Origin of the sequence: Roseateles sp. PN1, assembly GCF_038419725.1 — a bacterium.
Taxonomy (GTDB): domain Bacteria; phylum Pseudomonadota; class Gammaproteobacteria; order Burkholderiales; family Burkholderiaceae_C; genus Paucibacter_A.
The window spans coordinates 216,010-234,415 of sequence record NZ_JBCARA010000007.1; the positions used below are offsets into that span (position 1 = coordinate 216,010).

The 18,406-nt window shown below is 62.1% G+C and carries 23 protein-coding genes; 18 read left to right on the top strand and 5 right to left on the bottom strand.

All coding sequences use genetic code 11. The features are described from left to right. Positions 1–158 precede the first annotated feature (158 nt). The 5 genes from AABB87_RS13165 (at position 159) to AABB87_RS13185 (ending at position 3,640) form a co-directional block, all read left to right on the top strand. Positions 159–569, top strand: coding sequence for a rhodanese-like domain-containing protein (locus AABB87_RS13165; RefSeq protein WP_058718660.1), 411 nt, complete (start codon positions 159–161; stop codon positions 567–569). A 120-nt stretch (positions 570–689) separates the two neighbouring features. Beyond that, positions 690–950, top strand: coding sequence for a glutaredoxin 3 (gene grxC, locus AABB87_RS13170; protein ID WP_341971652.1), 261 nt, complete (start codon positions 690–692; stop codon positions 948–950). A 144-nt stretch (positions 951–1,094) separates the two neighbouring features. Further along, complete coding sequence (gene secB, locus AABB87_RS13175; protein WP_341971653.1) at positions 1,095–1,556, top strand: protein-export chaperone SecB; 462 nt, start codon at positions 1,095–1,097, stop codon at positions 1,554–1,556. A gap of 77 nt (positions 1,557–1,633) precedes the next feature. Further along, entirely contained in the window at positions 1,634–2,656 is a 1,023-nt protein-coding gene (locus tag AABB87_RS13180) for an NAD(P)H-dependent glycerol-3-phosphate dehydrogenase (RefSeq protein WP_341971654.1), read from the top strand. 9 nt (positions 2,657–2,665) lie between these two features. Further along, on the top strand, positions 2,666–3,640 hold the full coding sequence (locus AABB87_RS13185) for a Bug family tripartite tricarboxylate transporter substrate binding protein (RefSeq protein WP_341971655.1): 975 nt from the start codon (positions 2,666–2,668) through the stop codon (positions 3,638–3,640). A 36-nt stretch (positions 3,641–3,676) separates the two neighbouring features. On the opposite strand, the gene trmL is transcribed toward AABB87_RS13185, so the two are convergent. Then, positions 3,677–4,147 carry a tRNA (uridine(34)/cytosine(34)/5-carboxymethylaminomethyluridine(34)-2'-O)-methyltransferase TrmL gene (gene trmL / locus AABB87_RS13190; RefSeq protein ID WP_341971656.1) on the bottom strand — a complete coding sequence of 157 codons (471 nt, stop codon included), beginning with the start codon at positions 4,145–4,147 and terminating at the stop codon, positions 3,677–3,679. Positions 4,148–4,167: 20 nt separating this feature from the next. Continuing rightward, the gene (locus AABB87_RS13195) at positions 4,168–4,923 is read right to left on the bottom strand and encodes a ComF family protein (protein ID WP_341971657.1); all 756 of its coding nucleotides are present in this window, start codon (positions 4,921–4,923) and stop codon (positions 4,168–4,170) included. Between the two features lie 41 nt (positions 4,924–4,964). On the opposite strand from AABB87_RS13195, the gene AABB87_RS13200 reads away from it, so the two are divergent. The 7 genes from AABB87_RS13200 to AABB87_RS13230 all read left to right on the top strand — a co-directional run bounded on the left by AABB87_RS13200 (position 4,965) and on the right by AABB87_RS13230 (position 11,092). Continuing rightward, entirely contained in the window at positions 4,965–5,885 is a 921-nt protein-coding gene (locus AABB87_RS13200) for a biotin synthase (RefSeq protein ID WP_341971658.1), read from the top strand. A 260-nt stretch (positions 5,886–6,145) separates the two neighbouring features. Next, positions 6,146–7,351: a cytochrome c oxidase subunit II gene (coxB, locus tag AABB87_RS13205; RefSeq protein ID WP_341971659.1), complete on the top strand. Its 1,206-nt coding sequence runs from the start codon at positions 6,146–6,148 to the stop codon at positions 7,349–7,351. A gap of 126 nt (positions 7,352–7,477) precedes the next feature. Beyond that, positions 7,478–9,124: a cytochrome c oxidase subunit I gene (ctaD, locus tag AABB87_RS13210; protein WP_341971660.1), complete on the top strand. Its 1,647-nt coding sequence runs from the start codon at positions 7,478–7,480 to the stop codon at positions 9,122–9,124. A 4-nt stretch (positions 9,125–9,128) separates the two neighbouring features. After that, positions 9,129–9,245 carry a cytochrome oxidase small assembly protein gene (locus AABB87_RS13215; RefSeq protein ID WP_231741501.1) on the top strand — a complete coding sequence of 39 codons (117 nt, stop codon included), beginning with the start codon at positions 9,129–9,131 and terminating at the stop codon, positions 9,243–9,245. 9 nt (positions 9,246–9,254) lie between these two features. Further along, a complete protein-coding gene (locus tag AABB87_RS13220; protein ID WP_058718668.1) occupies positions 9,255–9,890 on the top strand; it encodes a cytochrome c oxidase assembly protein in 636 nt (211 codons plus the stop codon). A gap of 74 nt (positions 9,891–9,964) precedes the next feature. Continuing rightward, a complete protein-coding gene (locus AABB87_RS13225) occupies positions 9,965–10,147 on the top strand; it encodes a DUF2970 domain-containing protein (protein ID WP_058722018.1) in 183 nt (60 codons plus the stop codon). 60 nt (positions 10,148–10,207) lie between these two features. Further along, the gene (locus AABB87_RS13230; RefSeq protein ID WP_341971661.1) at positions 10,208–11,092 is read left to right on the top strand and encodes a cytochrome c oxidase subunit 3; all 885 of its coding nucleotides are present in this window, start codon (positions 10,208–10,210) and stop codon (positions 11,090–11,092) included. A 106-nt stretch (positions 11,093–11,198) separates the two neighbouring features. Here the strand turns inward: AABB87_RS13230 and AABB87_RS13235 are convergent, their stop codons facing one another. Then, positions 11,199–11,441: a DUF2909 domain-containing protein gene (locus AABB87_RS13235; RefSeq protein WP_341971662.1), complete on the bottom strand. Its 243-nt coding sequence runs from the start codon at positions 11,439–11,441 to the stop codon at positions 11,199–11,201. A gap of 78 nt (positions 11,442–11,519) precedes the next feature. Between AABB87_RS13235 and AABB87_RS13240 the strand changes: the two genes are divergently transcribed. From AABB87_RS13240 to AABB87_RS13260, 5 genes are read left to right on the top strand one after another with little or no spacing between them, the layout of a single operon-like run. Beyond that, a complete protein-coding gene (locus AABB87_RS13240) occupies positions 11,520–12,269 on the top strand; it encodes an SURF1 family protein (RefSeq protein WP_341971663.1) in 750 nt (249 codons plus the stop codon). Beyond that, on the top strand, positions 12,259–12,921 hold the full coding sequence (locus tag AABB87_RS13245; RefSeq protein WP_341971664.1) for an SCO family protein: 663 nt from the start codon (positions 12,259–12,261) through the stop codon (positions 12,919–12,921). Before AABB87_RS13240 ends, AABB87_RS13245 begins: the two co-directional genes overlap by 11 nt. Positions 12,922–12,928: 7 nt before the next feature. Then, positions 12,929–14,053: a COX15/CtaA family protein gene (locus AABB87_RS13250; protein WP_341971665.1), complete on the top strand. Its 1,125-nt coding sequence runs from the start codon at positions 12,929–12,931 to the stop codon at positions 14,051–14,053. A 43-nt stretch (positions 14,054–14,096) separates the two neighbouring features. Continuing rightward, positions 14,097–15,020, top strand: a complete 924-nt coding sequence (gene cyoE / locus AABB87_RS13255; protein WP_058718673.1) for a heme o synthase — start codon at positions 14,097–14,099, stop codon at positions 15,018–15,020. Further along, complete coding sequence (locus AABB87_RS13260) at positions 15,021–15,650, top strand: SCO family protein (RefSeq protein WP_341971666.1); 630 nt, start codon at positions 15,021–15,023, stop codon at positions 15,648–15,650. A gap of 106 nt (positions 15,651–15,756) precedes the next feature. On the opposite strand, the gene rpoH is transcribed toward AABB87_RS13260, so the two are convergent. Both rpoH and AABB87_RS13270 read right to left on the bottom strand, forming a co-directional pair. Continuing rightward, positions 15,757–16,683 (bottom strand): RNA polymerase sigma factor RpoH, encoded by a 927-nt coding sequence (gene rpoH, locus AABB87_RS13265; RefSeq protein ID WP_341971667.1) that lies wholly within the window; start codon positions 16,681–16,683, stop codon positions 15,757–15,759. A gap of 186 nt (positions 16,684–16,869) precedes the next feature. Further along, on the bottom strand, positions 16,870–17,379 hold the full coding sequence (locus AABB87_RS13270) for a chemotaxis protein CheW (protein WP_341971668.1): 510 nt from the start codon (positions 17,377–17,379) through the stop codon (positions 16,870–16,872). Between the two features lie 421 nt (positions 17,380–17,800). On the opposite strand from AABB87_RS13270, the gene AABB87_RS13275 reads away from it, so the two are divergent. Then, on the top strand, positions 17,801–18,403 hold the full coding sequence (locus AABB87_RS13275; protein ID WP_341971704.1) for a lipocalin family protein: 603 nt from the start codon (positions 17,801–17,803) through the stop codon (positions 18,401–18,403). Positions 18,404–18,406: the final 3 nt, after the last annotated feature.

The window sequence follows — 18,406 nt, forward strand, 5'->3', positions numbered from 1 at the left end:
CGGGTTCGTCAGCGTAGCCCGCTGGCTGCGTTGGCCCGCGGCTGTTTCGCAATCAAGCATCAAGCCCGTCGGTTCCTCCGACGGGCTTTTTCTTGCGCCGCTCGCCGAGCTGCCGCAGCTTTCTATAATCGAAGTCTTTTCTCAATCGGACGCACCCCTTGAACTTCTTGCTCGAAAACTGGATTCTGGTCTTGGCCGCTGTGACGTCTGGTGGCCTCTTGCTTTGGCCCGCGCTGGCCAAGGGCGGCCAAGGCGCTGCTCTTTCCACTCAAGAGGCCGTGCGCCTGGTCAACCGCGAGAAAGCGGTGCTGATCGATGTGTGCGAGCCCGAGGAATACGCCAAGTCGCATGTGGCGGGCGCCCGCAATATTCCGCTTAGCAGCTTGGAAGGCCATAAGTCTTTGCCCAGCAACAAGGCCCTGCCCTTGGTGTTGGTGTGCCAAAGCGGCGCACGCGCAAACCGAGCAGCTGGCATGCTGCGCAAGCTGGGGTATGAAAACGCCCAGCCTTTGGCCGGTGGTCTGAACGCCTGGCGCGAAGCCAATTTGCCGGTCGAGAAGTCCGCGTAAAAGGCGAACGGCTGTTCGCCAAAGACCCGCCTTTGGGCCGGCGTTCTGAACGCCCGGCGAGACGCCTATTTGCCAGCCGTGAAGCCGGCTTGAATGAACTGTGATTGAGGAATGATGACGATGGCTGCCGTGAAGATGTACACCACCCAGGTCTGCCCCTACTGCGTGCGGGCCAAGTCCTTGCTGAAGCAGCGCGGCGTTGAGCAGATTGAAGAGATCCGCATCGACCTGGACCCCAGCGCACGCGACGCCATGATGGCCTTGACTGGCCGCCGCACCGTGCCGCAAATCTTCATTGGCGACACCCATGTCGGTGGTTGCGATGATTTGATCGCGCTGGATCAGAAGGGTGGCCTGCAGTCTTTGCTGCAAGCCGCTTGATGTTGGGGTACTTGAGGCTGGGGCACTTGCCCGAAATCTCAAGAGGGTGAAGACCCCCGCGCGGGCGTCATAAACCCTGGGCCATAATCAGCGCCGCTGCCCGCAGCAGGAGTTTGCGGGCCTTTTTATTTTTGGATAAACACCATGGCCGACGAGAACAACACCCCCGTATTCCAGATTCAGCGCATGTATCTGAAGGATCTGTCGCTGGAGCAACCCAATGCACCGCAAATCCTGCTGGAGCAATCGCAACCCCAGGTTGACATCAATTTGGCTCTGTCGGCCGAGCCAGTCGCTGATGGCGTGTTCGAGGTCTGCGTGACCGCAACCGTCACCACCAAGGTGGGCGAGAAGACGCTGTTCCTGATCGAAGCCAAGCAAGCCGGTATCTTCGAGATCCGCAATGTGCCGCAAGAGCAGGTCGAAGGCATTCTGGGCATCGTCTGCCCGCAGATGATTTACCCCTATCTGCGCGCCATCGTGTCGGACGTCTGCACCCGCGCCGGCTTCCCGCCCGTGCTGCTGACGGAAGTCAACTTCCAAGCCATGTTCGAAGCTCAGCAAGCCCAGCGCGAAGCAGCGGCTGCCGCACCGACCATTAACTAAGTCCACACCCGCTTGCGTGTGTCACGCCCCATGTCGCTTTGCGCGCCTGGGGCGTTTTTACTCTTGAATCTCTCTGCATGAAGATCACAGTTCTTGGCGCCGGTGCATGGGGCACGGCCCTGGCGATTCAAGCTGCCGCCCGCCACGAGGTGGTGTTGTGGGCGCGCGACCCGGCTGCCGTGGCCGAGATGCGCAACCAGCGCCGCAATGTGCATTACTTGCCCGAGGCCGCGCTGCCCGAGGCTTTGCAGATCGAAGGCGATCTGGGCTTGGCTGTGGCTCATGCCGTTCAGCAGCAGGGCTTGATCATCATCGCCACGCCCATGGCCGCCTTGCGCAGCATGTTGGCTGGCTTGCCTGATGGCGCGCAGGTGCTGTGGCTGTGCAAAGGCTTTGAGGCCGGCACCGGCATGCTGGGTCATGAAATTGCGCGTGAGGTGCAACCGCGCCTGCGGGTCGGCATCTTGTCGGGTCCCAGTTTTGCCCAGGAAGTGGCCGCCGGTCAGCCCACCGCGCTGGTGGCCGCCAGCGAAGACGAAGCGCTGGCGCAAGCCGCCGTGGCGGCATTTCACAGCGAGCGTTTGCGCGTCTACACCTCCAATGACCCGGTCGGGGTGGAGGTGGGCGGGGCGGTCAAGAACGTCATGGCCATCGCGGTAGGCACGGCCGATGGCCTGCGCTTGCTGGCCGAGGGCCGTGGCGACGTCAGCCAGGCGCCGGGCCTGAATGCGCGCGCGGCGCTGATCACCCGCGGCCTGGCCGAGATGCTGCGTCTGGGCTTGGCACTAGGTGCACGGGCCGAGACCTTTATGGGGCTGTCGGGCATGGGCGACCTGGTGCTGACGGCAACCGGTGATTTGTCCCGCAACCGCCGCGTGGGTTTGTTGTTGGCCGAGGGTCTGCCCTTGGCGCAGATTCTGCGCGACTTGGGCCATGTGGCCGAAGGTGTTTACAGTGCGCCCACCGTGCTGGCGCGCGCCCAGGCCAAGGGCGTGGACATGCCCATCGCCGCGGCCGTGGTGGCTGTTTTGGAAGGGCGCTTGAGCCCGGTCGAGGCGGTGGATCAGCTGATGAGCCGGCAATCGCGCGCCGAAGTTTGAGCCTGAGCCATGCTGCGCCGTGAACTCTTGCTCGCTGGTCTTGGTGCAGCAGCCTTGCCGAGCATGGCTGCTGCAGCTTCAGCGGCCTGGCCAAGCCGGCCGATCAAGCTGATCGTGCCATTCCCCGGCGGCAGCTCGCCGGACATCGTGGCGCGAGCCTTGGCCGATCCGCTGTCCAAGGCCTTGAATCAAACCGTCATCATCGATAACCGGCCCGGCGCCGGCGGTAATATCGGTACGGCGGCGGCAGCCTTCGCGCCACCCGATGGCAGCACTTTTTTGTTCACTATTCAAGGGCCGCTGGTCACCGCGCCTTTGTTGAATTTGCGCCTGCCCTATGAGCCGCAGCGGGATTTGCTGCCCGTCAGCCTGGTGGCTTCATCGCCCAATGTGCTGGTGGTGGACCCCAAGCCGGGTGCCAACGATTTGGCGGCATTTGTGCGCGTGGCTAAACAGGCCAAGGGCGGGCTTAACTACGGCAGCGTCGGCTTGGGCAGCGCGGCCCATCTGGCGATGGAGTCTTTCAAATCGCGCGCGGGCATTGCTCTGAGCCATGTGCCTTATGCCGGCTTCGCCCAGGTGGTGCAGGCGTTATTGAATGGCGAAGTGCAGGCGGCCTTCATGGTGCCAGGTCTTGCCATGCCGCAAGTGCGAGCAGGGCGCTTGAAGGCGCTGGGTGTCAGCAGCCTGGGCCGTGTGGCGGCCTTGGCTGAATTGCCGACCCTGGCCGAGCAGGGCTTTGCCGGCTTTGAGGCGATTTCTTGGCAAGCCGTGCTGGCGCCGGCCAAGACACCGGCGGCCATTGTCGAGAAGCTGGCCGCGGCCCTGCAAGCCATCATCCGCAGCGACGACTTCCGCAACCGCCTGCTGACGCATTATTTCAGCGCCATTGGCAGCTCGCCGGAAGGCTTGGCTCAGCAGATGCGCTCGGATCGCCAGCACTGGGGGCAGATCATCAAGGCAATTGGCCTGAAGCCTGAATGAATTGCTGCGTGAATCGCCGCGGCCGTGAACTGGCCCTCAGGCGCCGCCGGCGTAGCCGTTCTGCCGCCAAGCCTCAAACACCGCTACCGCCACGCTATTGCTGAGGTTGAGGCTGCGCTGATCGGGCCGCATGGGCAGGCGCACGCGCTGGCTCAGCGCAAACTGATCGCGCAGCAGCGGCGGCAAGCCGGCGGTCTCTGAGCCGAACACCAGAAAGTCGCCCGGCTGCCAGGCCACTTCCGCGAAGGGCCGGCTGCCCTTGGTGGTGAAGGCGAAAAGTCGGTCCGCTTGCGGCTTGGCCTGGGCCAGAAAGTCCTCCCAGCTGGCATGACGCAGCACGGCGGTGTACTCGTGATAGTCCAGTCCGGCGCGTTGCAGCAGCTTGTCCTCCATCGCAAAACCCAAGGGCTCGATCAGGTGCAGGGTGCAGCCGGTATTGGCAGCCAGGCGAATGATGTTGCCGGTATTGGGGGGGATTTCCGGGTGGACCAGAACGATGTGAAACATGGCGGTGGGGCGGGCAAAAATCAGGGTTGATCGGGTTCGGGGGTACGGGCCAGTATCCAGGCTTGCACATGGCTGGCGCCGGCTTGGCGCAAAACGCGCGCCAATTCAAAGAGCGTGGCGCCGCTGGTCATCACATCATCTAGCAAAGCAATGTGCTGGCCGTGCAAATCCTTGGCGCGCCGCGGTTCGATGGCAAAGGCGCGCCGCACATTGGCGGCGCGCTCTTGCAAACTCAGGCGCGCTTGTTGTTCGGTATGGCGTACCCGTAGCAGCAAGTCGGGTGCGCACTTTAGCTGGTGTCGCCGGGCCAGGCGGCGTGCCAACTCATAGCTTTGGTTGTAGCCGCGCTCGCACAGGCGTTGCGGCGTCAGCGGCACGGGCAGCAGGCAGTCGGGGCGCGCGGCCTGCGCGCTGCTCAATGCCTCGTCCAAGCGATCCACCAGGCAGGCGCCCAACTCCAATCCCTGGTGAAACTTGAAGCGCTGCAGCAGGCCGTCCCAGGGGAAGCCGTAGTCCAGGGCCGCGATGCAGCGATCCAGCGGCGGCGCCTGCTGCAGGCAGCGCCCGCAGCGGGGCTGAGTTGTGGACGAGAGGCCGGGTGGTAGGCGCGTGGCGCAGGTCCAGCAGCGGATGGCTGGCTGTGCGTAACGCTGCAGGCAATCGGCGCAGATGGGTTGCCGGGCCCAATGTCTGCAGATCGCACATTGGCTGCGGCATGGTGCCAGCAGCCGCGCGGCGGTAACGGGCTTGCTGAGGCTGCTCTGACGCGCATCCATGGGCTCAATATACTGCCAGGCATGAGCGCTGAGACTTTTCCATGACTATCGAACAAGAGCCCCAAGGGCAAAAATCCCACCGGGCCCAAGCGGTCGACAACACCGCGGTAATGCGCCAAGTGCGGCGCTTGGCCCAAGCCGAAGGGGCGCCCTGGTTGCATGAGGAAGTGGCCAAGCGCATGGCCGAACGCCTGAGCTTCATCAAGATGCAGCCCAAGAGCGTCTTGCAATGGTCGGCCTTTTTGGGTGGCGGCGCGGCGGCCTTGGCGCAGATCTATCCGCAGGCCCAACAGCTTTGTGTGGAGCCGCAAGCAGATTTGCTGCTGCGCAGCCTGCAGCAGCATAAAAAACCGTGGTGGCAGGTCTTGGCCCGTGGCAAGCCGGTGCAGGTCCTGGCACCCGAGGCGCTGGCCGCTGATCAGCAGTTCGATCTGCTGTGGGCCAATATGGCTTTGCATGCTTATGCCGACTTGCCACAAATCCTTGCACTTTGGCATAGGGGTTTAGCGACGGACGGCTTTGTGATGTTTTCTTGCCTCGGTCCGGACAGTTTTGTCGAGCTGCGCCAGCTCTATGCGGCGCGTTCTTGGCCGCGTCCGGGGCCCGAGTGGTGGGATATGCACGACATCGGCGACCTGATGGTGCAGGCCGGTTTTGCCGAGCCGGTGATGGATCAGGAGCGCCTCACGCTGACCTGGGCCGAGCCGCAGGCGCTGCTGAAAGATTTGCGCGCTTTGGGCGGAAACATCGCGCCCATGCGGTTTGCGGGCTGTCGGGGGCGGGCGTGGCAGCGCGACTTGCTTCTGGCCTTGGAAGATTTACGTGGCCCCGATGGCCGCCTGAAGCTGACCGTGGAGCTGGTCTACGGCCACGCCATCAAGCCCGTGCCGAAATTGCGCGTCACGCCGGAGGCGAGTTTGAGCCTCGACCAGATGCGGGCAATGATCCAAAAGACAAGGTGAGTCAGGGCAAGCACCGGCTCTGTCTGTGCGAGGCGTGAGCTAAACTGCCCGCTGATACAAATTGTGGCAGCTGAGTTTAGTGTCAGGTCATGCCTTTGGCCTTGCGTTAACTCAAGAAAAGTCATTGGGGCAAAGCTGTTTTTCTGCATTTGCCCTTCCGAGGGATTGCTGGATCTCGGTTTGATGGCATGGATGCGGCCTTGCTTGAGTGCCGGGCGGCAGGACATCCAACGGATGAATTGGAGACAAGAGTGACGACCATGAAGACGATGAGCGCAGGACTGCATCAGGCCAAAAATGGGGCCAGTCGGCTAGGGCGCTTGGCGCAGTTGGCAACGGCCTCGGTGGCTGGTTTGGCCGCACAAGCGGCTTTCGCCGTGAACGATCTCCCCGGCGGTCCGGCGGTCAATCAGATCAATTTGCATCCTCCTGTCACTCGCATTGCCGAGGATCAGATGTGGTTGCATAACTTCATGATGGTCATCTGCCTGGTGATTTTCGTCGCCGTTTTCGGCGTGATGTTCTATTCCATCTTCAAGCACCGCAAGTCCAAAGGCGCGGTGTCGGCCAACTTCCACGAAAGCGTCAAGGTCGAAATCGCCTGGACCATCGTGCCTTTCATCATCGTGATCTTGATGGCCCTGCCGGCCACCAAGGTGGTGGTGGCAATGAAGGACACCACCAATGCCGACCTGACCATCAAGGCCACCGGCTACCAGTGGAAATGGGGTTACGACTACATCAAGGGTGAAGGCGAGGGCATTGGTTTCCTGGCCACGCTGGATAGCGCGCAGCGCGAGATGTCCGACGCTGGCAAGCCAGCTGGCGATGACTATCTGCTCAAGGTCGACAACCCGCTGGTCGTGCCGGTGGGCAAGAAGGTGCGCATCATCACCACCGCCAACGACGTCATCCACGCCTGGATGGTGCCGGCCTTTGGCGTCAAGCAAGATGCCATCCCTGGCTTTGTGCGCGACACCTGGTTCAAGGCCGAAAAGATCGGCGATTTCTACGGTCAATGTGCCGAGTTGTGCGGCAAGGAGCACGCCTACATGCCCATCCACGTGAAGGTGGTGTCGGCTGCTGACTACAGCGCCTGGGTGGACGGCAAGAAGAAGGAAATCGCAGCCAAGGCCGATGACCCAAGCAAGGTCTGGGATCAGGCCGCCCTGGTGGCTCGCGGTGAGAAGGTCTATGCGGCCAACTGCGCGGTTTGCCACCGGCCCGACGGCAAGGGCGCCGGTCCGATCAAGCCTCTAGACGGCGCGGCGGTGGTTTTGGATGAAGACAAGCTCAAGCAAATCGCGGTGCTGCTCAACGGCCAGAACAACGGCACGATGCCGGCGTGGAAGCAGTTGTCCGACACCGAGATAGCCGCTGTGATCACCTACACCAAGAACAACTGGTCGAACAAGACCGGCCAATTGGTGCAGCCTGCCGAAGTTGTGGCAGCGCGAAAACAATAATTCTGCGGGCTCGGGCAGCGCCGCGAGGCCTGCGCCGACCCCAACTGACCAAGAATTTCTGCGCGACAGATCAGCCTTAGCTCTGTCCCCAACTGACTAGATGAACGTCTAGCAAAGGAAAAGTAAATGAGTGCAGTGCTCGACAACCACGGTCACGCCAGTCATGGCCACGACGACCACCACGACCACCATGCCCCCACCGGCTGGCGGCGCTGGGTTTTCGCCACCAATCACAAAGACATCGGGACGCTCTACCTGTTGTTCTCCTTCACCATGCTGATGGTGGGCGGCATCTTGGCGCTGTGCATCCGCGCCGAGCTGTTCCAGCCGGGCTTGCAGTTTTTCAACCCGGAACTGTTCAACCAGTTCACCACCATGCACGGCCTGATCATGGTGTTCGGCGCCATCATGCCGGCCTTTGTGGGCTTCGCGAACTGGATGATTCCCCTGCAGATTGGTGCATCGGACATGGCGTTTGCGCGCATGAATAACTTCAGCTTCTGGCTGTTGATTCCAGCCGCGCTGATGCTGGTGGCCTCCTTTTTCATGCCTGGCGGCGCACCCGCTGCCGGCTGGACGCTGTATGCGCCGCTGACCCTGCAGATGGGCCCCTCGATGGACGCTGGCATTTTCGCCATGCACATCATGGGTGCTTCGTCCATCATGGGTTCGATCAACATCATCGTCACCATCCTGAACATGCGCGCGCCTGGCATGACCTTGATGAAGATGCCGATGTTTGCCTGGACCTGGTTGATCACGGCTTATCTGCTGATCGCCGTCATGCCCGTGCTGGCTGGCGCCATCACCATGACGCTGACTGACCGTCATTTCGGCACCAGCTTCTTCAGCCCCGCCGGCGGCGGTGACCCGGTGATGTACCAGCACATCTTCTGGTTCTTCGGCCACCCCGAGGTCTACATCATGATCTTGCCGGCCTTCGGCATCGTCAGCCAGATCGTGCCGGCTTTTGCCCGCAAGCGCCTGTTCGGCTACGCCTCCATGGTGTACGCCACGGCTTCGATTGCCATCCTGTCCTTCATCGTGTGGGCTCACCACATGTTCGCCACCGGTATGCCGGTGACGGGTCAGCTCTTCTTCATGTACGCCACCATGCTGATCGCCGTGCCCACGGGCGTGAAGATCTTCAACTGGCTGGCCACCATGTGGCGCGGTTCCATGACTTTTGAAGTGCCGATGCTGTGGGCGGTGGGCTTCATCTTCGTGTTCACCATGGGTGGCTTCACCGGCCTGATCTGCGCGATGGCGCCGATCGATATCCAGATCCAAGACACCTACTACGTCGTCGCCCACTTCCACTATGTGTTGGTGGCCGGCTCTCTGTACGCTTTGTTCGCCGGTTACTACTACTGGGCGCCGAAGTGGACTGGTGTGATGTTCAATGAGACGCGCGGCAAGATCCACTTCTGGGGTTCGCTGATCGCCTTCAACGTCACCTTCTTCCCCATGCACTTCCTGGGCTTGGCTGGTATGCCGCGCCGCTATGCCGACTACCCGATCCAGTTCACCGACTTCAATATGATCGCCTCGGTGGGCGCCTTCTGGTTCGGTCTGATGCAGGTCTACTTCTTCTTGTTCGTGGTCATCCCGATGATGCGCGGCAAGGGTGCCAAGGCGCCTCAGCGTCCCTGGAATGATGCCGATGGCAAGGGTGCGGAAGGTCTGGAGTGGGAAGTGCCGTCGCCGGCGCCCTTCCACACGTTTGAAGAGCCGCCCAAGCTCAATGCCGCCGCCAACAAAGTGATCGGCTAAGACCATGGCACAGAGCCCTGAGCAGCGCAAAAGCAATAAGCGCCTGGCCTTGATCCTGGCCTCGGTGGCGGTGGTTTTCTTTGTCGGCTTCATGACCAAGATCGCCGTTCTCGGCTTCTGACCCAGCGCCATGGCAGACAAGACCTGGTCACTGGCAAGCGCGCTGCGCAGGGACAACCTGCACTTGGTCGCCAAGCTGGTGGTGGTGACGGCACTGATGTTTGGCTTCGGCTATGCCTTGGTGCCACTCTACAAGGCGGTGTGCACGGCCTTGGGTATCAATGTCCTGTCCTTGGCGGAGCGCCAGCATGCGGTGCGCGCTGAGGATGTGAAGAACACGCAAGTCGACCGCAGCCGCTCCATTTCTGTGGAGTTTGACGCCAATGCCCGCGGCCCCTGGGAGTTCAAGCCCGCGGTGTCCAACTTGACGGTGCATCCGGGCGAGTTGGTCACGGTGATGTACGAATTTCAGAACGTGCAGAACCGGGTGATGTCCGCGCAAGCCATTCCCAGCTATGCGCCAAAGCAAGCGACGGCGCATTTCAACAAGCTGGAGTGTTTTTGTTTCAACGAATACACCTTGCAGCCGGGTGAGAAGAAGCAATGGCCGGTGGTCTTTGTGATCGACCCCAAGCTGCCCAAGGATGTGAAGACCATCACTTTGTCCTACACCTTCTTCGAGGTGGCGGGCAAGGGACAGAAGAAGTTGCCGGGCACGCCGCCGGCGCCGGTCGCCGCAGTGCCTGCGGCCAAGGTGCAGCTGTGAGCGCGGATCAAGGTTCGAGTGAAGTGAAGGACGAGAAGGATGTGACCAAGCGCCCGCTGTCTTTTCTGCGGACGATGCAGGCAGTGGCTTGGTCATTTTTCGGCGTGCGTCGTGGCGCCGAATACGAGAAAGATGTGGCGCGGCTCAACCCCGTGCATGTGATCATCGCTGGGGTGATCGCAGCGCTGCTGTTCGTATTGGCGCTGGTGCTGCTGGTTCAATGGGTTATTGGCAGCGGTGTGGCCAGCGGCCAGTAAGCAGGTCGTGAAATTCAAGCTTGTGAATCTGGACTGAAATCTAGTTCGAGGAGAAGAAAAATGTCGGCAGCGACTTCCACGGGCAAAGCCCCTTATTACTTCGTACCCGGGCCTTCGCGGCATCCGGTCCTGGCCTCCATCGGTCTGTTCTTTGTGATCCTGGGTGCGGGGCAGTGGATCAACGGCCATGACTGGGGCAAGTACTCGCTAGCCTTCGGTCTGCTGTGGTTCGTCGTGGTGCTGAAGCAATGGTTTGCTGAAGCCATCGCCGAGAGCGAAAGCGGCCAGTACAGCGACCGCATCGACCTGTCCTTCCGCTGGAGCATGGGCTGGTTCATCTTCTCCGAAGTGATGTTCTTTGCTGCATTTTTCGGCGCGCTGTACTGGGCCCGTGTGCATTCGGTGCCGGTGCTGGGCAGTCTGGAGAACAATCTGCTGTGGCCTGATTTCAAGGCCATCTGGCCAAGTGCTGCGGCCGGCTTCACCGCCTCGCCAGCCGGCACGGTGGAACCTTTTGCCACCATGGGCCCCTGGCCGCTGCCTACGATCAATACGGCGCTGCTGCTGACTTCAGGGGTGACGCTGACCGTGGCTCACCATGCCTTGATCGCTGGCAACCGCGCCAAGACGATTGCCTTCATGTGGCTGACCGTGCTGCTGGGCATCACCTTCTTGTGCGTGCAAGGCTACGAGTACTACCATGCCTACACCGATCTGAACCTCAAACTCAGCTCCGGCATCTTCGGCTCCACCTTCTTCATGCTGACCGGCTTCCACGGCTTCCACGTTTTCGTGGGCATGCTGATGCTGCTGTTCATCACCCTGCGCCTGCAAAAAGGCCATTTCACCAAGGACCGCCACTTCGGCTTCGAAGGGGCGGCCTGGTACTGGCACTTTGTGGACGTGGTGTGGCTGGGCCTGTATGTGATCGTGTACTGGATGTAAGGCTTCATCCGCCGCATTCAACTGCCGCACACAAGCGCCGCGCTAGCGGCGCTTTTTACTTGTCAGGCGGTGACTGGGCCAATGCCCATTGCCGATCGCCCGTCACTCACCGCTGCAGCGGCAGCCCCGTCGGCGTAATCCATCCCATCAGATAGCTCAGCAAGATGAACAGGAATAAGGCCACCGACAAACCCACCCGCAGGGCCAGGGCGCGTGCCATTCTGGAACTGCGCTGGCTGCTGTCGCCTTCTTGCTGGTTGGCGGACTTGCCGTTCTTGAGCATGAACAAGCCGGCTGCACCGAGTGCGCCGAGGATGCCGATGAAGGCGAGCAGGAAGACGAATTTCATGGCTGGCGATTATGCGCTGGGCTTCATACAAGTGAAGGTGCCAGCGAAGGCGCAAGTCAGTGCGCGAGGTGCGTGGTCATGAAGCCAGGCCTGCGTCGCCTCTTGCTGGGCCTGCTGGCCGTGGCCGGCATTGGTCTGACCGCCAGCTTGGGCTTTTGGCAGCTTGATCGCGCGGCCCAGAAGCTGGCGCTGCAGCAGTCCATCAACTCGCGTGCGCTGCAAGCGCCGCTGAGCGCACAGGGCTTGGGCCGAAATCCCGAGGATGCCGCGGGCCAATTGCACCTGCCGGTGCTGCTGCGCGGCCATTGGCTGCACGCGCAAACCGTGTTTTTGGACAACCGTCCGATGGCCGGGCGGGTGGGCTTTTTCATCGTCACACCGCTGCGCTTGCAAGGGCGTAGCGAGGCCATTCTGGTGCAGCGCGGCTGGCTGCCGCGCAATGCGCTGGAGCGCAGCCAGTTGCCGCAATTGCCAGCCGCTGAGCTGAGCGAGGGCGAGGTCGAAGTGCAGGGACGATTGGCCCTTGCACCGTCACGTGTGTATGAGTTCAGCGCGGCGCACAGCGGCGCGATCCGGCAAAATCTCGACGCGGCGGCTTATGCGCAAGAAACAAAGCAAGAGTTGCTGCCCCTGACCGTGCTGCAAACTGGCCCGAAGCTCGCGGATGAGATGCCGCGTGACTGGGCGGCACCCGATCTGGGGCTGCAAAAACATTACGGTTACGCCTTTCAATGGTTTGCGCTTTCGGCGCTGCTCCTGGGTCTTTATGTCTGGTTCCAATTCATCCGTCCCGCCCGCGCACAGCGCCCATCAAGCCATGAGCAGTGAGCCGCTCAATCTGAGCGTGCACAGCCTGCCCGATCCGAGCCAGGTCAACGGAGCGCAGCAGCGCAGCGGCCGCCTGCGCATGCTGCTGGTTCTGGCGGCCTGCGCGGCGCCTGTCATCGCGTCCTACTTCACTTTCTACGTCATCAAGCCGCAAGGCCGAGCCTATGGTGAACTGATCGTGCCCACGGTGGATTTGCCCGCCCAGCTGAGCCTGCGTGATTTGGCCGGCCAGCCGGTCAGCGTGGAAAGCCTGAAAGGCCAGTGGCTGCTGACCCTGGTGCAAAACGCTGACTGCAACAAGGCCTGCGAAGACCTGCTGTTCATGCAGCGCCAGTTGCGCGAAATGATGGGCAAGGAGCGCGACAAGGTCGACAAGCTTTTACTCATCGCCGATGACGCCCCCCTGCGCCCCGAGCTGCAGCAAGCGCTGACCACCGGCATTCCGGTGACGATTCTGCGTGCCCCGCGGGCCCAGTTGGAGGCCTTCTTGAAGGCCGGCGCCGGCCAAGGCCTGAACGACCATCTTTTCATCATCGACCCCATGGGGCGCTGGATGTGGCGCTCCCCCGTGCAGCCCGACCCCAGCAAGGTCAAGAGCGACCTGAGCCGCCTGCTCAAGACCAATGCGGGCTGGGACAAGCCCGGCCGTTGATGCGCGTATGAATTACGACGACTGGATTGCCTTGGCCCAGCTGGCCGCCCTGGGCGCGGCCCTGGCAGCCGGCCCACTGCTTTGGCTGCGCCTGCGCTCGACAGCGGCGACGCCGACGGCACGCTTGCGCGCTTTGACGGTGCTGACACTGTTTCTGACCTTTGATCTGATCATCTTTGGCGCCTTCACCCGCCTCACTGACTCCGGCTTAGGCTGTCCCGATTGGCCGGGCTGTTATGGCCAGGGCAGTCCGATTGGCGCGCATGCCGATATCGCCGCCGCTCAGGCCGCCATGCCCACCGGCCCAGTCACCCACGGCAAAGCCTGGGTGGAGATGATTCACCGCTACCTGGCCAGCGCGGTTGGCGTGCTGATTCTGGTGCTGTGCGTGTCGAGTTGGCGGCTGGCGCGGAAAACGCAGGCAGCGGCTAAGCTGGTCTCGCCTTGGTGGGCCACGCTGACGCTGGTCTGGGTCTGCATGCAGGGCGCATTCGGTGCGCTGACGGTAACGATGAAGCTGTTCCCCGCCATCGTCACGCTGCACTTGCTGGGTGGCATGGGCTTGTTGATGCTCTTGGCTTGGCAGGCTCAGGCCTATGAGCCCAAACCCTTGCCGCTGAGCCCCGGTCTGCGCCTCACGGCTTGGGGCCTGCTCGTCTTGTTGATTGGGCAAGTGGCGCTGGGCGCTTGGGTGAGCACCAATTACGCGGTGCTGGCCTGTTCGGAGTTCCCTAGCTGCCAAGCCGGCCAGTGGTGGCCTGCGATGGACTTCAGCCATGGCTTCACGATCTGGCGTGAGCTGGGCGTGGGGGCCGATGGTGGCTGGCTGCCGTTTGAGGCGCTGACCGCCATTCACATGACGCACCGCTTGGGCGCCTTGCTGGTTTTCACGCTGCTGTTACTGTTCGCCTGGGCCTTGTGGCGTGCGCCGCAGCCGAGCGGCCGCTTGTGGGCGCAGCGCTTGCTGTGGGCGGCGGCTTGGCAGTTCGTCAGCGGCTTGTCGAATGTGGTGCTGGACTGGCCCATCGTCGCCGCGCTTGCGCACACCGCGGGTGCCGCCATGCTGCTAATGATCATGAGTTTTTTATTGGCCCAAATCCGCCAAGGCCGGGCCGCATTGCCGGCCGCTTGAAGTGCACTGTCGCTGTCCTTGTCGTTGTCGTTTTTAGAGTCCTATGTCATCCAATCCTTCCGTCCCGGCCGCGTCCCCGGCCCCCAGCTCGCGCTGGCAGCAGTATTACCAGCTGACCAAGCCGCGCGTGGTGCAGCTGATCGTGTTCTGCGCGGTCATCGGCATGGCGCTGGCCATTCCGGGTTTGCCGGCAGGCGCGCAGTGGGGTGCCATCCTGGCCGCCACCGTGGGCATCTGGCTGGTGGCCGGCGCGGCAGCGGCCTTCAATTGCCTGATCGAGCAGCAAATCGACGCCAAGATGAAGCGCACCGCCTGGCGCGCCACCGCCAAAGGCCAGCTCAGCCGCGCACAAACGCTGAGCTTCTCGGCCGTGCTGTGCGGCCTGGGCATGGCGATTCTGTGGTTCTGGGTCAATCCGCTGACCATGTGGCTGACCTTCGCCACCTTCATCGGCTACGCCGTCATCTACACCGTGGTGCTGAAGCCCATGACGCCGCAGAACATCGTCATCGGCGGCGCTTCCGGTGCCATGCCGCCGGTCTTGGGCTGGGCGGCGCTGCGCGGTGAGGTGGGGCCTGAGGCCATGTTGCTGTGCCTGATCATCTTTCTGTGGACGCCGCCGCATTTCTGGGCGCTGGCCCTGTACCGCACCGAGGAATATCGCAAGGCCGGCCTGCCCATGCTGCCGGTGACGCATGGCTCCGAGTACACGCGTTTGCAGATCTTTCTCTACACCTGGATCTTGCTGGCCGCCACCTTGCTGCCCTTCTTGACCGGCATGAGCGGCTGGATCTATCTGGTCAGTGCGCTGGCGCTGGGCCTGGGCTTTTGCACCTATGCCTGGCAACTCTGGCGACAGTATTCCGACGAGTTGGCGCGAGCCACTTTTCGATTCTCCATCCTGCATCTGTCCTTGCTGTTTGCGGCCCTGCTGGTGGACCATTACCTCTTGCCCTGGACGCGTTGAATGATGATGACGAAAAGACGATCGATTGGCTGGGCTGCGGCCCTCGCGTTGGGCCTGAGCCTGGGTTTGGCGGGCTGTGATCAGCTCGGCTTGGGCGGTTCTGGCAAGCCAGCGTTCAAGGGCGTGGATCTGACGGGCGCGGAGTATGCGCGCAGCATCAGTCTGAGCGACCAAGACGGACGCAGCCGCTCCCTGGCCGAGTTCAAGGGCAAGGTGGTGGTGGTCTTCTTCGGCTACACCCAATGCCCAGATGTTTGCCCGACCACGCTGGCCGAGTTGGCGGAAGTCAAACGCATGCTGGGCCAGGATGGCGAAAAGGTGCAGGGCATCTTCGTCACCGTGGACCCCGAGCGCGACACCGCGCCGCTGCTCAAGGCCTATTTGAATAGCTTTGACCCGACATTTGTGGCCCTGCGCGGCAGCGAGGAGCAAACCAAGGCCGTGGCCAAGGAATTCAAGGTCTTCTACGCCAAGGTGCCCGGCAAGACGCCCGAGAGCTACACCATGGACCACACGGCGGCCAGCTTCATCTTTGACCCCCAGGGCCGCGTGCGGGTGTTCTCCCGCTATGGCTCGGGCGCGCAGGCCTTGGCCGATGACATCAAGCTCTTGCTGGCCGAGCGCCCGTAAGTCGAACTGTGTCGCCCTGAGTTGAGCCGGGGCCAGACGAAAAAAAGCCCCGGCGAATCCGCAGGGGCTTTTTTGTGTGGGCCTCGTGAGGCCCGGCCTAGCTAACTCAGGCCGGCGTGAGGGTCTTGCGCATCTTCTTCATCGCGGCAACCTCGATCTGGCGAATCCGCTCGGCGCTGACGCCGTACTCGGCCGCCAGTTCATGCAAGGTCATGCCACCGGTGGAGTCGTCGTTGACCTTGAGCCAGCGCTCTTCCACGATGCGGCGGCTGCGCTCGTCCAGGGCCTCCAGGGCGCGGCTGATGCCGTCGCTGGCGAGCGAGTCGCGCGCTTGCGCTTCGAGGACGCGGGTCGGTTCTTGCGTCTCATCGGCCAGATAGGCGATGGGGGCGTAGGCTTCACCGTCGTCGTCGGTCAGCGGCTCCAGGGCCACGTCACCGCCGGACATGCGGGTTTCCATCTCCAGCACTTCTTCGCGCTTGACGTTCAATTCCTTGGCCACATGGTCCAACTGCGCCTCGGTCAGGCTCATGCGGTGGGTCAGGTCGTCGCTTTGCTCTTCCTTCATGCTGTGCTTCATCGAGCGCAGATTGAAGAACAGCTTGCGCTGCGCCTTGGTCGTGGCGACCTTGACCATGCGCCAGTTACGCAGCACGTATTCGTGAATCTCAGCCTTGATCCAGTGCATGGCGTAGCTCACCAGGCGTACGCCCTGATCCGGGTCGTAACGCTTGACGGCCTTCATCAGACCGACATTGCCTTCCTGAATCAGATCGCCTTGCGGCAAGCCGTAGCCCATGTACTGACGCGAAATGGACACCACCAAGCGCAGATGCGAGAGCACCAAGCGGCCGGCAGCCTCAAGGTCACCGCTATCGCGCAGGCGCCGTGCGGCCGAGCTTTCCTCTTCCGGGGTCAGCAGGGGCAGGCGGTTTACGGCGGAAATGTAGGCGTCCAGATTGCCCAGCGACGGCACCAGCGACCAAGGGTCACGGACGGTCAAAGTGGCAGTAGGGGTCGACATTGTCATCATTACGTCCTTCGGATTACGAACTGAGGGGTTCGATGAATTCCATATTAGCACTCTACGAAAGAGAGTGCCAATGGTAAGGGCGTGGGCGATTTGTGTATGAATTGTGCGCAGAGCAGGGTAGTGCGCCGACGGGGTCTGGCCAGTGGGAGGCGGCCTATTCGGCCCCGGGATTCGCTAGCCGCAGCTTTAGTCGATCAGCCCGAAATCGGGGCTGGCCACCATGGCGTCGATGTCCAGCAGGATCAGCATGCGCTCGCCGATCTTGCCCAGGCCGGTGATGAAGCGGGCGTCCAGCGCCGCGGCCACCTCGGGACGTGGCTTGATCTGCTCGGCCGTCAGCTCCAGCACATCGGATACCGAATCCACCACGATGCCAACAATGCGCTGGCAGACGTTGAGGACGATGGTGACGGTGAAGCTGGTGTACTCGGCGCTTTGGCCCAGGCGCATGCGCAAATCGACGATGGGGACGATCACGCCGCGAAGATTGGTCACGCCCTTGATGAATTGGGGCGCATTGGCGACGCGGGTCGGGGCTTCGTAGGAGCGGATTTCCTGCACGCGCAGGATGTCCATGCCGTATTCCTCTTCGCCAACGCGAAAGGTCAGGAACTGCTTGCTATCGGCCCGTGCTTGCCCTGTGGTTTGCAGAGCTTGGGAGCCGGATTGGGGGACCAGATCGGTGGAGGCGCTCATGTAGGGTGTCGAGGTCTGAGTCAGGTAAATCGGACGGGTTGATTCGTTTGCTGAATCAACCGCTGCTATTTTCGCAAATCTTGTCCTTGCGCATCCTGCGATCTAGCCCGGAAAAGTTCGGTGTTCGCGCGGGCAGGTATCAGCGAGATGCACAAAGAGGTGAGCGGGCACTTTTTTCGCCTCCCAAAGGGCTATTCTTTCGTAGGCCCTTAGCCAGTCCGCCCGGCAATGTTCGCACAGGATGCGTAGGCTGTCTGGCCTGGCTTGATCATTGACAAGCGCAAAAGCCTTGCTTGGTGCGCTTGTTTGCACTTTAGATGTTGGGCGCTCGCGTCAGCCTCAATTCGGTGCATATTGCTGGTGCGCACAAACCCTGCTGGCGTGTTTGCCTCAGACTCCTTAAAGGAATATCCCCGTGCCTATCGAATTCCTTGGAAACACCGCGCCGCAAGGGCTTGCGCGCTCACGTCGGCGTGCATTGCGCAGCGGTGCCTTGGCGCTGGCACTTGCCGGTCTGGGTGTCTTGGCGGGCTGTATGTCCACCAGCCCGCCGCCCGGCGTCACCGCCGTCCAGCCCTTTGATTTGGAGCGTTACCAAGGCCGCTGGTTTGAGGTGGCGCGCCTGGATCACCGCTTTGAGCGCGGCATGACGGATGTGTCGGCCACTTACAGCGCCCAAACCGATGGCAGTGTGCGGGTGCTGAACCGGGGTTTTGATGTCGCTACCGGCCAATGGCGTGAGGCGGTGGGCCGGGCTTTATTCATTGGTGAGCCGACCACCGGCTCACTCAAAGTGTCTTTCTTTGGGCCGTTCTACGGTGGCTATCACGTCGCCGCCTTGGATCCCGACTACCGCTGGGCCTTGGTGCTGGGCCCCGACTTCAGCTATTGCTGGATTCTGTCGCGCGACAAAGTGCTGGCGCCGGCGCAGCGCGATGCCATCACGGCGCGGGCCAAGGCGCTCGGGGTCGAAACGGCGGATCTGATTTGGGTGTCGCAGGCGCGCCAGGACCCAGTGCCTTGAGGT

Bases quoted from the DNA above. Each gene is read 5' to 3' on its own strand.
- AABB87_RS13215 (WP_231741501.1), top strand. From the start codon at position 9,129: ATGGCACAGAGCCCTGAGCAGCGCAAAAGCAATAAGCGCCTGGCCTTG.
- AABB87_RS13230 (WP_341971661.1), top strand. From the start codon at position 10,208: ATGTCGGCAGCGACTTCCACGGGCAAAGCCCCTTATTACTTCGTACCC.
- grxC (WP_341971652.1), top strand. From the start codon at position 690: ATGGCTGCCGTGAAGATGTACACCACCCAGGTCTGCCCCTACTGCGTG.
- AABB87_RS13260 (WP_341971666.1), top strand. From the start codon at position 15,021: ATGATGATGACGAAAAGACGATCGATTGGCTGGGCTGCGGCCCTCGCG.
- rpoH (WP_341971667.1), bottom strand. From the start codon at position 16,683: ATGATGACAATGTCGACCCCTACTGCCACTTTGACCGTCCGTGACCCT.
- AABB87_RS13250 (WP_341971665.1), top strand. From the start codon at position 12,929: ATGAATTACGACGACTGGATTGCCTTGGCCCAGCTGGCCGCCCTGGGC.
- secB (WP_341971653.1), top strand. From the start codon at position 1,095: ATGGCCGACGAGAACAACACCCCCGTATTCCAGATTCAGCGCATGTAT.
- AABB87_RS13195 (WP_341971657.1), bottom strand. From the start codon at position 4,923: ATGGATGCGCGTCAGAGCAGCCTCAGCAAGCCCGTTACCGCCGCGCGG.
- AABB87_RS13270 (WP_341971668.1), bottom strand. From the start codon at position 17,379: ATGAGCGCCTCCACCGATCTGGTCCCCCAATCCGGCTCCCAAGCTCTG.
- AABB87_RS13240 (WP_341971663.1), top strand. From the start codon at position 11,520: ATGAAGCCAGGCCTGCGTCGCCTCTTGCTGGGCCTGCTGGCCGTGGCC.
- ctaD (WP_341971660.1), top strand. From the start codon at position 7,478: ATGAGTGCAGTGCTCGACAACCACGGTCACGCCAGTCATGGCCACGAC.
- AABB87_RS13245 (WP_341971664.1), top strand. From the start codon at position 12,259: ATGAGCAGTGAGCCGCTCAATCTGAGCGTGCACAGCCTGCCCGATCCG.
- AABB87_RS13220 (WP_058718668.1), top strand. From the start codon at position 9,255: ATGGCAGACAAGACCTGGTCACTGGCAAGCGCGCTGCGCAGGGACAAC.
- cyoE (WP_058718673.1), top strand. From the start codon at position 14,097: ATGTCATCCAATCCTTCCGTCCCGGCCGCGTCCCCGGCCCCCAGCTCG.
- AABB87_RS13185 (WP_341971655.1), top strand. From the start codon at position 2,666: ATGCTGCGCCGTGAACTCTTGCTCGCTGGTCTTGGTGCAGCAGCCTTG.
- AABB87_RS13180 (WP_341971654.1), top strand. From the start codon at position 1,634: ATGAAGATCACAGTTCTTGGCGCCGGTGCATGGGGCACGGCCCTGGCG.
- AABB87_RS13200 (WP_341971658.1), top strand. From the start codon at position 4,965: ATGACTATCGAACAAGAGCCCCAAGGGCAAAAATCCCACCGGGCCCAA.
- AABB87_RS13225 (WP_058722018.1), top strand. From the start codon at position 9,965: ATGCAGGCAGTGGCTTGGTCATTTTTCGGCGTGCGTCGTGGCGCCGAA.
- AABB87_RS13235 (WP_341971662.1), bottom strand. From the start codon at position 11,441: ATGAAATTCGTCTTCCTGCTCGCCTTCATCGGCATCCTCGGCGCACTC.
- trmL (WP_341971656.1), bottom strand. From the start codon at position 4,147: ATGTTTCACATCGTTCTGGTCCACCCGGAAATCCCCCCCAATACCGGC.
- coxB (WP_341971659.1), top strand. From the start codon at position 6,146: ATGAAGACGATGAGCGCAGGACTGCATCAGGCCAAAAATGGGGCCAGT.